Here is a 12,152-nt window from a genome sequence, read left to right as displayed (position 1 = left end):
GGAAAGCCAAGGCAAACTCCAGATGAAGGTGGAGGTCATTCCAGTGACATGTCTCCGCGGTCAGGCCCAGGGGGTCTCATCGCTACAGATGGGGCGGAAGGTCAGCCGCGGGAGAGTGCCACCTGCGGCGGGTCGAAGATCCACGGCTCCAGCGGCAGGGCGTCCGGCCGGAAGTTGGCAGCCAACTGGTCCAGCGGCGCGTCCGGCAGGCGCAGCGACTCCAGCAGCATGCGGCGCACGGCAGCGGCGTTGAACCCGGCCATTGCCAGGGCATCCAGCGTCACCGCACCATCGCGCTTGGCCAGGCGCCGCCGTCGTTCATTGAGGACCAGCGGCACGTGGGCGTATTCCACCGGCGGCAACCCCAGCAGCTGCGCGAGATACGCCTGCCGCGGGGCGGAGGACAGCAGATCGTCGCCGCGCACCACTTGGTCCACGCCCTGGGCCGCGTCGTCCACTACCACCGCGAGGTTGTAGGCGGGCACGCCGTCGTTGCGCCGCAGCACGAAGTCGTCCACTAAACCGGTGTAGTCGCCGTGCAGCCGATCGGCAACCGTATAGCTGGCGGTGTCCGCACGCAGCCGCAGCGCGGCGGGACGGTTCTGGCGGCGCTCCTCGCGTTCGGCGTCGGTCAGGTTGCGGCAGGTTCCGGGGTAGGCGCCTTCCGGGGCGTGCGGTGCGCTGGGCGCTTCCGCAATTTCCCGCCGGGTGCAGAAGCATTCGTAGACCAGGCCACCCTCGGCCAACTGCTCGAGGGCCCGCTGGTAGATCGGCCCGCGCTCGGTCTGCCGCACCACCTCGCCGTCCCAGTCGAGTCCGATGGCGGCCAGAGCATCGAGCTGCTGGGCCTCGAAACCGGCGCGCGCCCGGTCCAGGTCCTCCACCCGGATGAGGAAGCGGCGGCCGCTGCTGCGCGCGAAGAGCCATGCCAGCACGGCGGTGCGCAGGTTGCCAATGTGCAGTTCACCGGAGGGACTGGGAGCGAACCGACCGGCGGCGCCCAGCGGGCCGGCGGGACTCTGGACTGCTGGCACGTCCCCACGGTAGCAGGCCCGCGGGTGTTGCCGCGGGCTAATATGCTGTAGCCATGAGCGCACCCGACTCCCCCGCGGAAACCCCGATTGCCATCACCGGATCCACCGGCCAACTGGGCGGGATGGTGGCCGGCATGCTGGCGGAGCAGAACCTGCCGCTGCGGCTGATCCTTCGCGATCCCTCTCGAGCGCCGCAACTGCCGGGAACGACGACGGCGCGCGCCAGCTACGGCGACAAGGCCGCGGTGGCGGCGGCGCTGCAGGGCGTCGGGACCCTGTTCATGGTCTCCGCGGCCGAAGCCGAGGACCGGCTTCAGCAGCACTTCACCTTCATCGACGCCGCTATCGACGCCGGCGTGGAACACATTGTCTACACCTCGTTCATCGGCGCGGCCGAGGACGCCACCTTCACGCTGGCACGCGACCACTTCGCCACGGAGGAGAAACTGCGCGGATCCGGCCTGAAGCACACGCTGCTGCGGAACAACTTCTACGCGGACATCCTGCCGCTCTTCGCCGACGAGGCCGGCGTGATCCGCGGGCCGGCTGGCGACGGCAAGGCGGGGTTTGTGGCCCGCGAAGATGTGGCCCGGGCCGCCGCGGCCATCTTGGCCGAACCCATGCCCCACGCGGCGTTCACCTACGAGCTGACCGGTCCGGAATCGGTGACCCTGGCCGAAGCCGCAGCGGCCATTGCTGAGGCAACCGGCCGTCCGACGTCGTTCCTCAACGAAACGGTGGAGGAGGCGTACGCCAGCAGGGCGCACTACGGCGCCCCGGACTGGCAGGTAGCCGCCTGGGTCAGCACCTACACGGCGATCGCCGCCGGGGAGCTGGACCGGGTAACCCACGACGTGGACCTGCTGACCGGGCGTCCGGCGCTCAGCCTGCGCGAGCTGTTCGCCCGGGACTGACCCGGGCCCAGCACCCTACGCGTTCCAGAGGCCGTAGGAATCCGCCAGCGAGGAGATCTTCTCGGCGCGGGCCAGGCGCGGCAGGTAGGAGCCATCGCCCACCACGGCACCGGCCGCGTGCGCGTCCAGCAGCTCGTGCGCCCACTTGATCTCCGAGTCGCTGGGCGAAAGCCCCTTGTTGATGGTGTCGGCAGCATCCGCGAGCAAGCAGAGCTTGCCGGTCATGCCCATGGACGCCGTCACCTTGCAGGCTTCGAGCAGTTCCTCGCCGAGCGCGCCGACGGTCGGACCGTCGATCGGGCCGGGCAGTTGCCCAACGCGGGAGGCAACCACCAGCCGGGAGCGGGCGTAGGCCAGTGCCATCGGTGAATCACTGGCGCCGGTGTCGCGGCGGAAGTCGCCCACGCCAAAGGCCAGCCGGAAGGTGCCCGGCGCGCGGGCGATATCGGTGGCGTTCTCGATGCCGATGGCAGATTCGATCAGCGCCAGGACCGGGGTGCCGGCCTGCAGGCGCATGGCGGTGTGGGTGACCTGCTCGGGCTTCTCCGTCATCGCCAGCATGACGCCGCGCAGGCCCGGTGCCTTGGACAGGGCGGCCAGGTCGTCGGCCCAGTAGTCCGTTTCAATGCCGTTCACGCGGACCCAGGCAGTCATGCCGGTGGACAGCGCCTCCACCACGCGTTCCCGTGCCGCGGCTTTGCCCGCGGCGGGTACGGCGTCTTCCATGTCGAAAATGACCGAGTCTGCTTCAGAGGCGAGCGCCGGCCCGAAATTCGCTTTGTCCGCCGCCGAGGCCAGCAGCCAGGAGCGGGAAAGTTTGGCGGGGAGGGCAGCGGCACGACGGTTTCTGAAAGCGGGCATACCCCTAGCCTAATGTTTCCGCTGCCGGAGCCACCAACGGCGGGAGGAATACCGACTGAGGCGTCTGCCACGTGGTCCGTGCCAACGGCTCCGGCGCATCAGGCGGAGGCCTGGTCCCGCTGCCGACGACGCTTGGCCAGCACGATTCCAACCACCACTGCAACTGCCAGAAGCACCACGACGGCGATCCCCACCGGGGAGCCGGCGGTCGCGGCGAGCCAGGCTTCCAGTGCCGCCAGCCCGACGGTGGCATAAAGCACCGCCCACAGCACCGAGCCGATCACCACGGCCGGCAGATATCGGCGCAGGGGCATCCGGCCCAACCCCGCAGTGGCATTGACCGCCGTCTGGATGCCCACGGTGAGGAAACACAGCGCGACGGCCGGGGCTCCCCAGCGCGCGATGATCGCCTCCGCGCGGCGCATCGGCGGTGAATCCAACTGGCGCGCCAGGCGGGTGTGCCTTCCGCCGGCGGCCACTGCCCTGCCGGCCCAATAAGTGGCGTTGGCGCGCAGCATCACGATGCCAAACAAGGTGAGTGCGGCAAGCCCGAACGGGAGCCTGGCAATCTGCTCCATCAGGTCCGGCTCAGCGAACACGTCTGCCGCACGATGTCCTCCTGTGGGTGGGCGGGTGGCGGCATGGGGAGGCGGTGCCATGCCGGAAGGGGATTCTAGGAGCACCTAACATCATCGCCGGAAGGAATGTCAACGACCGCCGGAGGATGCGTCGAAGCCTGACAACGACGGCGGGGCACCCTTCCGCCGTCGGGCGGGGGAAGTGTCCTACGCTAGATTCATGGCCCAGCTGACGCCCCGCACCGCCGACGCCCTTCCCGCTGCCCAGGCGCAGCGGCTGCAGCGCGCGCTCGACGAAAGCGCCGATGTCACCGTGTTCGTCAATGGCACGGCGGTGAAGCTGCCCGCCCAGGCGGCGGACGCCGTCGTCGACATGCTCCGGAGGTTTGCCCACGGCGACGCGGTGATGGTCAGCTCCTCGGTGGAACTGCTGAACACGTCGCAGGCCGCCGAAGTCGCCGGCGTCTCGCTGACCTACATGCGGCGCTTGACCGATGCCGGAACCATTCCGGTCCAGTACCGCGGGACGCACCGGCGGATCCGGCTCTCGGATGTGCTGGCTTGGCTGGAGACCCGCACCGCGGCTCCGGACCCGGGCACGCCGGAGGCATCGCCGGAAGCATCCGGCGATTCATCTGCACCCGCCCGCCGGTAGCACAGCACAACTCTCTTCCCACGTTCCGGCAGGGGCAGCCGCTGCCGGGGTGCACAGCCGACGCTATCGCCCTTAGGCTGGGTGCCACTGGCCCGGAGGTCGGGCCGGAAGGACAACCAGAGGAGACTCTCATCGTGGCCGACCTGCTTGCTCCGCTCGTGACCCTGCGCAATGGGGCCAAAATGCCGTTGATCGGGCTGGGGACCTGGCCGCTGGACAATGCCGAAGTTGCCCAGACGGTCGAAACGGCCCTCGGACTGGGCTACCGGCTGATCGACACGGCGGAAAACTACCAGAACGAAGAGGGCGTGGGCGAAGGGTTGCGGCGCAGCGGACTGGACAGGTCCGACGTCTTCATCACCACCAAGTTCAACAAGGAGTGGCACAGCGTCGACGGCGCGCGGGCGGCTTTCGAGGCCAGCGCCCGGCGGCTGGGCGTTGACTACGTGGATTTGCTGCTGATCCACTGGCCGAATCCCGCGCAGAACCGCTATGTGGAGGCGTTCCAGGGACTGACCCGGCTGCTGGCGGACGGGAGCGTGCGGGCCATCGGCACGTCCAACTTCAAGCCCGCGCACCTGCAGCGGCTGTTCGACGCCGGGCTGGTACCCGAGGTCAACCAGATCCAATTGGATCCGCGGCACACCCGCAGCGATCTGGTGGAGATCCACCGCGAACACGGCATCGTGACGGAGTCGTGGAGCCCGCTGGGGCGCGGCGGGGACCTGCTCCGCGAACCTGCAGTCCAGTCCCTGGCCGAGAAGTACGGCAAGGCTCCGGCCCAGGTGGTGCTTCGTTGGCACACCCAGTCGGGGCACGTGCCGATCCCCAAGTCTTCGCACCCGGATCGGCTGGCGGAGAACTTCGCCATTTTCGACTTCATGATGGAGGCCGAAGAGCTAAACCAGCTTTCGGCCCTGGACCGCGGCACCAAGGACATCGCCGACGCCGACGTCTTCGGACACTAGGCAGCCTTCGGCCCTGGTGTCAGCGGTCTCCGGATCCTGTGCCGCAGCCGGCCCGTCCGGACGCGCAGCGGGCGCCCCTCCGGTGGGAGGAGCGCCCGCAACGTCACTTCGGGTCTTAGCGGCTTTCGGCCAGGGCTTCCTGCTGGGCGGCGGCCGGCTGGGCGGCGGCCGGGGCCACCGGCGACGCCGGCTTGCGCAGCACCATCAGTGCAACCGCACCCAGCACCAGCGGCAGCACGAACACAAAGTAGATGTTGCCCGGGATCCAGCCGGCATCCACCAGCGCTCCGGCCAAGATCGGCGAGATGATCCCGCCGCAGCGGCCGATGCCGCCGATCAGCCCCACCGCAGTGGCGCGCATCGAGGCGTCATAGTAGACCGGGCCGATGGTGAACATGCCGGCAATGGACGCATTAGTGAGCATGCCGAGCAACACCGCCCCCATGAGCGCCGGGTTGAGGGCGTCGGCCAGCAGAGCGAAGACGGCAAAGGACGCGGCCGCCATGATGAAGAAGACGGTCAGCGTGCGCTTGAGCTCGAAGCGGGCGCCGGCCCAGGCGAAGACCAGCGCCCCGATGATGGCGCCGACGCTGAACAGCACGCCGGCCGTGATGCCCTGGTTTGCCGAGAATCCGGATTCGGTCAGCAGTCGCGGGGTCCAGGAGTTGGCGAAGTAGAAGCTGCCCATGATCATCATGAAGGCGAAGGCCAGCAACACCGTCTTCTTGGCCTGGCCGTTGGCGAAGACCGCCACCAGGTTGTTCTTCGGCCGCCCGGTGCTGACCGGAGCGGCAGGAAGCGCCTCGAGCTGGGGCTGCTCCAGCCGGACCAGGACCTTGTTGATCTCCTCCAAGGCGTTCGCCGGCCGCTTGGCATTGAGGTAGTCGATAGACTCGGGCAGCCACTTGATCACAATGGGGAGCATGGCCAGCGTGATCACGCCGCCGAAAATGAACCCGGAGTGCCATTCGAAGTGCGTCAGGAGCGCGGCCACGATGATGCCGCCTAGCACGCCGCCGATCGGCTGGCCGGCGGCGTAGATGCTCACCGCGGTGGCCCGGCGCCGGGCATTGGCGTATTCGGCCACCATCACGTTCAGGCTGGTTTGCATGGTTCCCACGGCGATGCCGGTGATGATGCGCAGCACCAACAGGACCTCGTAGGACGGCGCCAGCGCGGAGGCGAACATCCCGAGCGTGATCACGGAGGTGGACAGGATGATGGTCTTCCGGCGACCGATCTTGTCCGCGATCTGCGCCACGAAGATCGCGCCGATGGTCATGCCGGCCAGCGCGGAGCTGAGCAGGATGCCCAGGTCCGACCCGCTCAGCCCCCAGGCTTCGGTAATCGCCGTCGCACTGAAGGCCATGACCAGGACGTCGTAGCCGTCGATGAAGTTCAGGGCCAGACAGATGGCAACGATGCCGACCTGCGCCTTCGTCATCGGTGACGCTTCGATGCGTGCCTTGATGTCCATACTGCCCACTTCTCTTCTGAATCTGGTGCCAGGAGCGCCTGCTTCCAACCCCGACGGCGGTGTGTGGCTTCGCTGCGCCCCGCACCGACCGAACGTTCGGAAACTTCGTCCGTATACGGAGGGTTAGCCTACTCGGCCTCCAGTGGAGATCACAATTTGACCTTCGTCACACATTAAGCAATTGATGTAGACGTGAACATGCCCCCTCCCACTGTGGCGCCCGCGGAGGATTCCCTAGACCGCGAGCGCTACCGCAGCTTCAAGCTCCGGCGCGCTTTGCAGTTCCATGGCGCCTTGTGGCAGCAGGAAGTGTCCACCGATGTATCTTCGGTGGCCTACGGAGTACTGCTGGCGCTGCGGTCGGAGCCGGGCATCGGGCAACGCGAATTGGGCCAGCTTGCACAGCTGGACAAGTCCACCCTGGCCGAGCTCCTGAAGCGCTTGGAGCAGTCAGGCTTCATCAGCACCTGCCGCGATGAATCCGACCGGCGGCGCAAGAGCGTGACGCTGGAAGATGCCGGGGAGGAGCTGCTCCGGGACCTGATGCCGCGTGCCCTGCGCGTCAACGAGCTGATGGCGGAAGCGCTGGATCCGGAGGAAGTGGCACAGCTGGATGCGCTGCTGGACAAACTGTTGGCCTCACCCGCAGCCGGAACCGATACCGGCGGCTGACATGCGCTGCGCTCCTTCTGCGTCCCGGGCTTCAGCCATCGGTGCCGTTGCTCTGCTTCTCTGCGGATGCAGCGGGCCGTCCGGGCCGCTTCCTGAGCCGGGCAGTCATATGTACCGCGGAACGCCGCCGGGGTCGGCCTCGGAACTGCAGGAGCCCGGCGCCCTAGCAGATCCCGGATCCACCATCCAGGTGGTTCTCCTCGAGGACGGCACCGAATTCGCCGTCGTCACTTACGGGTCGTCGTCGTGCCCGGTGGTCAGTACTGGCAGTACGGTCATGTCGCCGAACCACGTCGCCATCGACGCCGTCGACACCTATGACGATCCACGCTCAGAGGTCTGCACGGACGATCTCGCGCCCATGACGCACGTTTTCGACGTCCCGCCGGACGTCGACCACCGAAAGCCGTTGACCATAACCATCCTGGGGCAGGACCGGCGGCTCTCCTGGAACGATCCCAGTCCTGGAGCCCCACAAAAGTAGGATCCCGCAAAAGAAGGATCAGGCCGGAGCGTTGGGGGGGGGGAGGCTCCGGCCTGATCCTATTGGGGGGGGAGGATGGCTTGGTGGCCGGCGTATGCCGGCGGGTTTTTCTCTTATTGCCAGGCCTGGTCTGCCCACGCGGCGTCACGCAAGTAATTGCTGCCGGTGAGGTTCCAGAGATCGTCATCCTGACCGTGCGCACCCAGGACGCCGACCTGGTCCAAATCAGCTGATGTTCTTTCGTTCGGGACTTCCGGCACCCTGGATTCGGGTCCGATCGACGAGAAACCGAACGGGCTCATTTTGTCCTCTTTTCCAACAGTGAGGATTCGACCTCAGGCGACCATGCTCTGGCATAGACGCCCAGTGCGGCTTCCTCCCAGGTAGTAAAACCCAGCCGGTTCATCAACAGGTGGGCCTGGCAGAACGTCAGTTGCTGGGCGCTGCGGCTCACGCGGGCCCGATCAGCCCGGTAGAGATACGAGTCAAGGGTCCTGATCCAGCGGCGACGCCAGTTCTGCACGCTGCTCTCGTCCGCGGTGGCTGCCATCAACCGGTGCATTGGTGCTGTGCGGGCGACTAACCCGGCCGTGAGACTGTGCCGAGCCTTCGGGGCCGAGCGGCCCAACTCGGCCGTGGATACCCTCAGGTGGTTGTCCCAGCAATACTCCCAGGAAAGCCGGCTGCGGTCAGGCCACTGCTGCGCTTTCGGCCCGTACATCATGGCCCAGGCGGCATCGCAGAGGAGCAAGGAGGCCAGCGCCGAACGGCCTTGCGACTTACTGAAGCGCTGCGTGGCCCACATGGCCAGCTCGGAGGAAAGTTCGAACACCTCCTCCGCCAGTTCCAATCCGTCCGGTCCGCCGAAGCGATCCAGGTCGGCTTCCGGCACGGGGACAACTGCGTCGCCCGGGGAAGTCTGGATGAAGTCCTCGCTGCCGGAAGGCAGGACGAAGTTCTCCTGGGTCGTCACGTCGGGGAGGATGTCGAGGACCCGGTCCCGGGCCGCCAGCTCAAACCTTTGGAGGCTATCGAGGATTGGACGGCGACCCAGGAACCGGACCTTCAAATGAGGCCCCATCTGGTCGGCGCTGTGGCTGAAGTACCAGCGGCCCACGCCTTCGCGGCGAGCGTGGGCGACCAGCGGCGTAACCAGTTCTCCTATGACGGCGTCGACTACGTCCTGCCTACCCGTGTAAATAGACAGAACCCACCAGTACGGTTTGACGTTCACCGAACTTGTCGGGCGGATGGCTGTCAGCTGGCTCATGCGCTTCTCCTGGTTCGATGTCCTGGTGGTTTGGGGAGGGATAGTCGTCGTCATCCTGGTTGCGAATTCAGCTCAGTGCCGATGAGATGGGGCGGCTTTTTACCAGTCCCAGATAAGGGCGGAAGTAGAGACGTTGACTGACTTTACTGACTGAGGAACCGGACCTAGATCGGCGGCTACTGCCGGGGTGGCCGCGGAGACCGCCCCCAATGCAACCAGCAGCCCTGCCGCGATGCTTGCGATCTTCTTGAACATGTCATTCCCTTCACATGGCTTCGGTTCGTACGGTGGCTAATCCAGCCGAACTGTTCGGCCCGACAACTCCAAGAGTTCCGTGCTAGCGCTCCGCCTGTCCAGCCAATCCACTTGCAACATCCGGACATGCCCTGATCGTGCCTCGAGGCTTGCACTGACAGGTTCCGGACACGGCGTGGAGGGCGTACTTCTCCCCGTAAAACCGCGGAAATCAGGCGGTTAGGCGGTTGGCCGGACAAACACAGGGAGCGGGTGGCATAATGTGGCCATGGCAGCAAGTAGCAGCCTTCGGTCAGCGCAGGATCAACCCAAGAAGTGCCCTAGACTGGCCAAAGAGCCGCCAAACAGCGGCTGTAATAGCAAGCCCTGCGTGATACATAAATGGATCAACCGGAGGAGCGCCCCATGCTGAGCGGGACGGCATTCGAGGTCTATGAATTCGCCGTGGCCCACCCCGGCTGGACCAAGGAAACGGTGTCCACAGCCCTTGGCTACACCATCCGCGACCTCAATATTGCCATCGGGGAACTGGTCAGCCGGCAGTTGCTGCAGCAGCCGGCACCGGACGTGGAGTCCTATGTTGCCATTTCCCCCGACGTTGCGCTGTCGCAGTTGGTGGACTCCGACGAGCGGCTACTGATCGACCTGCGCACCAAGATCAGCGGACACCGTGCCGATATGGCCGCCCTGGTGCCCACGTATTTGGCGGCCCGGAAGCGCGTCTCGCTCGATTCCTCCGTAGAAGTGCTCGAAGACCCCGGCGTGATCCGCAAACTGCTGGTGGACTATGGCCGCGACGTTGCCGAGCAGGTACTCATCAGCCAGCCCGGCTCCGGCTCCTCGGCCGATGTCCATGAAGAGGGCATCCAGAAGGACCTCGAACTACTCAACCGCGGGGTGGTCCGCAAAAATATCAGCCACGCCAGCACCTTGGACCATGTACCCACGCGCAAAGCGGTCGCCGCAATCTCCCCGGCCGGCGGCGAATACCGCACATTGCCCTACGTGCCGCTGAAGATCATGATCTTCGACCGGAACCTCGCTTTGATCGGCCGCCAACTGCACCCGGAAGACCGTGGCGCCCTGGTAGTTCGCGACTTCAACCTCATTCAGGTCTTCATCAACCTGTTCCACGTCGCGTGGGAGTTGGCGGACCCCTATGTGCTCGACGGGCAGGACGGCGACGCGTCCGCCCTCAACGGCATCCAGCATTCCATCCTCAACGCCATGGCAGCCGGGTACTCGGATGAGGTCATTGCCCGGAGACTGGACATCAGCGTCCGCACCTGCAGGCGGCACATCGCCTGGATGCTGGAACAGCTTGGCGCGGACAGCCGTTTCCAGGCCGCGCTGAGGGCTCGGGACGCCGGCTGGCTCTGAGCCGAAGCAGCACTAATAGAAAACTTCTGTTTCCTGTTCTTCAACTTGTCGCGTTATCCTGTGTGAGTGACTTCACAGGATGCAGACGTGGCCCTGCCAGCCGAAACGGAAGTAGCACTGGAACGCGCGACGGCGGCGCACCGGCACCAACATCTCTTCTCGCAGCGGTCGGCCAACATCAAGCAATCGGCCGTCCGCGACGTCTTCGACGTCTCGATGCGGCCCGGCCTGGTCTCGTTGGCAGGCGGCAACCCTTACCTGCAGTCCCTGCCGCTGGAGAAGATCGCCGGTATGGCCCAGCGACTGATCGCCGAGCATGGGATGGCCGCCCTCCAGTACGGCGGCGGACAGGGCACCGAAGAGCTGCGACGCGCCATCTGCGACGTGATGGAGCACGAAGGCATCACTGGCGCAGACCCGGCGAATGTGGTGATCACGGCCGGATCCCAGTCTGCCCAGGATGTGGCCGCCAAGGTCTTCTGTAATCCCGGGGACGTGGTGCTCTGCGAGGATCCGACGTACGTGGGTGCGCTCAACACCTTCGAGGCCTATGAGGTCCAGGTGGAACCGGTGGCCATGGACGAGCACGGCCTGATCCCGTCCGAACTCCAGCGCCGCATCGAAGAACTGCAGGGTGAAGGCCGCGGCATCAAGTTCCTGTACACCATTCCCAGTTTCAACAATCCCTCCGGCATCACGCTGGCTGCCGAGCGCCGGCAGCACGTCGTGGACATCTGCCGCAAGGCAGGCATCCTGGTCCTCGAAGACAACCCCTACGGCCTGCTCCGCTTCGACGGCCAGCCGCTCCGGCCGCTGCGTGCGGACAACCCCGACGACGTGATTTATTTGGGCTCGTTCTCCAAGATCCTGGCGCCGGGACTGCGGATCGGCTGGGCGCTGCTGCCCGATCATCTGCAGCGGAGTTTCTATCTGGCCAACGAGGCGGTCACCCTGTGTCCGCCCACGCTGAACCAGATGCTGATCACCACCTACCTGGCCGAACATGACTGGCTGGGCCAGATCAATACCTACCGGCAGCTGTACGCCGAGCGGTGCGCCGCCATGCTGGCCGCCCTGAAGGAGTACATGCCGGACGGGGCCAGCTGGACCGAGCCGGAGGGCGGCTTCTTTGTCTGGGTGACCCTGCCGGAGGGCGTGGACACCTACCCGCTGCTCTACGACGCGATCGATGCCGGAGTGGTCTTCATCCCCGGCGCGGCGTTCAGCCCCTCGGACAAGCCGTCGAATCAGCTGCGGCTGGCCTTTAGCGCAGTGCCTGAGGAGGCCATCCGGGAGGGCGTTCGGAGACTTGCCCCGGTCCTTGGGAAAGCTATGGCCGGCGCCGGTTCTTGATGTAGCGGTAGTACGCGTAGCGGCCCGCGAAATACAGCCCGATCACGATGATGATGCGCAGGACCGGATGCAGGCCGGGCACTAGCCAGATCATCACATAGCTGAGCAGGAAGACGGCAGCCATAGCCCACAGGGTGCCCTTCCAGTCGATCCTGGGCACGCCTGAGTCATTGCGTCGACCCGAGGGCCTGTTGTTACTCATGCGCCCAGTCTTTCACAGGCCGTCCGCTCCCCGCGTCTTCCCATGACAG

14 protein-coding genes are annotated in these 12,152 nt (G+C 66.0%); 7 read left to right on the top strand and 7 right to left on the bottom strand.

Features of this window, described 5'->3' with window-relative positions; all coding sequences use genetic code 11:
• Positions 1 to 101: 101 nt before the first annotated feature.
• The gene (gene gluQRS / locus MNQ99_RS02000; protein WP_241915237.1) at positions 102 to 1,004 is read right to left on the bottom strand and encodes a tRNA glutamyl-Q(34) synthetase GluQRS; all 903 of its coding nucleotides are present in this window, start codon (positions 1,002 to 1,004) and stop codon (positions 102 to 104) included.
• A gap of 83 nt (positions 1,005 to 1,087) precedes the next feature.
• On the opposite strand from gluQRS, the gene MNQ99_RS01995 reads away from it, so the two are divergent.
• Positions 1,088 to 1,948 (top strand): SDR family oxidoreductase, encoded by an 861-nt coding sequence (locus MNQ99_RS01995; RefSeq protein ID WP_241914248.1) that lies wholly within the window; start codon positions 1,088 to 1,090, stop codon positions 1,946 to 1,948.
• Positions 1,949 to 1,963: 15 nt separating this feature from the next.
• On the opposite strand, the gene MNQ99_RS01990 is transcribed toward MNQ99_RS01995, so the two are convergent.
• Together MNQ99_RS01990 and MNQ99_RS01985 are read right to left on the bottom strand one after the other, a co-directional pair.
• The gene (locus MNQ99_RS01990; protein ID WP_127512240.1) at positions 1,964 to 2,809 is read right to left on the bottom strand and encodes an HpcH/HpaI aldolase/citrate lyase family protein; all 846 of its coding nucleotides are present in this window, start codon (positions 2,807 to 2,809) and stop codon (positions 1,964 to 1,966) included.
• A gap of 98 nt (positions 2,810 to 2,907) precedes the next feature.
• Complete coding sequence (locus MNQ99_RS01985; protein WP_338423111.1) at positions 2,908 to 3,468, bottom strand: DedA family protein; 561 nt, start codon at positions 3,466 to 3,468, stop codon at positions 2,908 to 2,910.
• A gap of 139 nt (positions 3,469 to 3,607) precedes the next feature.
• Between MNQ99_RS01985 and MNQ99_RS01980 the strand changes: the two genes are divergently transcribed.
• Positions 3,608 to 4,042 (top strand): helix-turn-helix domain-containing protein, encoded by a 435-nt coding sequence (locus MNQ99_RS01980; protein WP_127512239.1) that lies wholly within the window; start codon positions 3,608 to 3,610, stop codon positions 4,040 to 4,042.
• A gap of 134 nt (positions 4,043 to 4,176) precedes the next feature.
• Positions 4,177 to 5,010 (top strand): aldo/keto reductase, encoded by an 834-nt coding sequence (locus MNQ99_RS01975; RefSeq protein ID WP_338423110.1) that lies wholly within the window; start codon positions 4,177 to 4,179, stop codon positions 5,008 to 5,010.
• 115 nt (positions 5,011 to 5,125) lie between these two features.
• On the opposite strand, the gene MNQ99_RS01970 is transcribed toward MNQ99_RS01975, so the two are convergent.
• Positions 5,126 to 6,487, bottom strand: coding sequence for an MFS transporter (locus MNQ99_RS01970; RefSeq protein WP_241914247.1), 1,362 nt, complete (start codon positions 6,485 to 6,487; stop codon positions 5,126 to 5,128).
• A 198-nt stretch (positions 6,488 to 6,685) separates the two neighbouring features.
• Between MNQ99_RS01970 and MNQ99_RS01965 the strand changes: the two genes are divergently transcribed.
• The gene (locus MNQ99_RS01965) at positions 6,686 to 7,159 is read left to right on the top strand and encodes a MarR family winged helix-turn-helix transcriptional regulator (RefSeq protein ID WP_241914246.1); all 474 of its coding nucleotides are present in this window, start codon (positions 6,686 to 6,688) and stop codon (positions 7,157 to 7,159) included.
• A gap of 109 nt (positions 7,160 to 7,268) precedes the next feature.
• Positions 7,269 to 7,643, top strand: coding sequence for a hypothetical protein (locus MNQ99_RS01960; protein WP_241914245.1), 375 nt, complete (start codon positions 7,269 to 7,271; stop codon positions 7,641 to 7,643).
• Between the two features lie 113 nt (positions 7,644 to 7,756).
• On the opposite strand, the gene MNQ99_RS01955 is transcribed toward MNQ99_RS01960, so the two are convergent.
• Together MNQ99_RS01955 and MNQ99_RS01950 are read right to left on the bottom strand one after the other, a co-directional pair.
• Positions 7,757 to 7,945 (bottom strand): hypothetical protein, encoded by a 189-nt coding sequence (locus MNQ99_RS01955; RefSeq protein ID WP_127512235.1) that lies wholly within the window; start codon positions 7,943 to 7,945, stop codon positions 7,757 to 7,759.
• The gene (locus MNQ99_RS01950; protein ID WP_241914244.1) at positions 7,942 to 8,913 is read right to left on the bottom strand and encodes a lantibiotic dehydratase C-terminal domain-containing protein; all 972 of its coding nucleotides are present in this window, start codon (positions 8,911 to 8,913) and stop codon (positions 7,942 to 7,944) included. The genes MNQ99_RS01955 and MNQ99_RS01950 overlap by 4 nt, the downstream gene beginning before the upstream one ends.
• A 660-nt stretch (positions 8,914 to 9,573) precedes the next feature.
• On the opposite strand from MNQ99_RS01950, the gene MNQ99_RS01945 reads away from it, so the two are divergent.
• Together MNQ99_RS01945 and MNQ99_RS01940 are read left to right on the top strand one after the other, a co-directional pair.
• A complete protein-coding gene (locus MNQ99_RS01945; protein ID WP_127512233.1) occupies positions 9,574 to 10,548 on the top strand; it encodes a helix-turn-helix domain-containing protein in 975 nt (324 codons plus the stop codon).
• A 66-nt stretch (positions 10,549 to 10,614) separates the two neighbouring features.
• Positions 10,615 to 11,901, top strand: a complete 1,287-nt coding sequence (locus MNQ99_RS01940) for an aminotransferase-like domain-containing protein (RefSeq protein ID WP_241914243.1) — start codon at positions 10,615 to 10,617, stop codon at positions 11,899 to 11,901.
• On the opposite strand, the gene MNQ99_RS01935 is transcribed toward MNQ99_RS01940, so the two are convergent.
• The gene (locus MNQ99_RS01935) at positions 11,879 to 12,103 is read right to left on the bottom strand and encodes a hypothetical protein (protein WP_127512231.1); all 225 of its coding nucleotides are present in this window, start codon (positions 12,101 to 12,103) and stop codon (positions 11,879 to 11,881) included. The genes MNQ99_RS01940 and MNQ99_RS01935 overlap by 23 nt on opposite strands.
• Positions 12,104 to 12,152 lie beyond the last annotated feature (49 nt).

Origin of the sequence: Arthrobacter sulfonylureivorans (assembly GCF_022637435.1) — a bacterium.
GTDB lineage: Bacteria > Actinomycetota > Actinomycetes > Actinomycetales > Micrococcaceae > Crystallibacter > Crystallibacter sulfonylureivorans.
The sequence above is the reverse complement of the archived record's forward strand: the minus strand, read 5'-3'. Positions and strand labels throughout refer to the sequence as shown.

Excerpts from the sequence above, each read along its gene's own strand:
- MNQ99_RS01995 (WP_241914248.1), top strand. The coding sequence starts at position 1,088 with ATGAGCGCACCCGACTCCCCCGCGGAAACCCCGATTGCCATCACCGGA.
- MNQ99_RS01990 (WP_127512240.1), bottom strand. The coding sequence starts at position 2,809 with ATGCCCGCTTTCAGAAACCGTCGTGCCGCTGCCCTCCCCGCCAAACTT.
- MNQ99_RS01985 (WP_338423111.1), bottom strand. The coding sequence starts at position 3,468 with ATGGCACCGCCTCCCCATGCCGCCACCCGCCCACCCACAGGAGGACAT.
- MNQ99_RS01980 (WP_127512239.1), top strand. The coding sequence starts at position 3,608 with ATGGCCCAGCTGACGCCCCGCACCGCCGACGCCCTTCCCGCTGCCCAG.
- MNQ99_RS01970 (WP_241914247.1), bottom strand. The coding sequence starts at position 6,487 with ATGGACATCAAGGCACGCATCGAAGCGTCACCGATGACGAAGGCGCAG.
- MNQ99_RS01965 (WP_241914246.1), top strand. The coding sequence starts at position 6,686 with ATGCCCCCTCCCACTGTGGCGCCCGCGGAGGATTCCCTAGACCGCGAG.
- MNQ99_RS01960 (WP_241914245.1), top strand. The coding sequence starts at position 7,269 with ATGTACCGCGGAACGCCGCCGGGGTCGGCCTCGGAACTGCAGGAGCCC.
- MNQ99_RS01955 (WP_127512235.1), bottom strand. The coding sequence starts at position 7,945 with ATGAGCCCGTTCGGTTTCTCGTCGATCGGACCCGAATCCAGGGTGCCG.
- MNQ99_RS01950 (WP_241914244.1), bottom strand. The coding sequence starts at position 8,913 with ATGAGCCAGCTGACAGCCATCCGCCCGACAAGTTCGGTGAACGTCAAA.
- MNQ99_RS01945 (WP_127512233.1), top strand. The coding sequence starts at position 9,574 with ATGCTGAGCGGGACGGCATTCGAGGTCTATGAATTCGCCGTGGCCCAC.
- MNQ99_RS01935 (WP_127512231.1), bottom strand. The coding sequence starts at position 12,103 with ATGAGTAACAACAGGCCCTCGGGTCGACGCAATGACTCAGGCGTGCCC.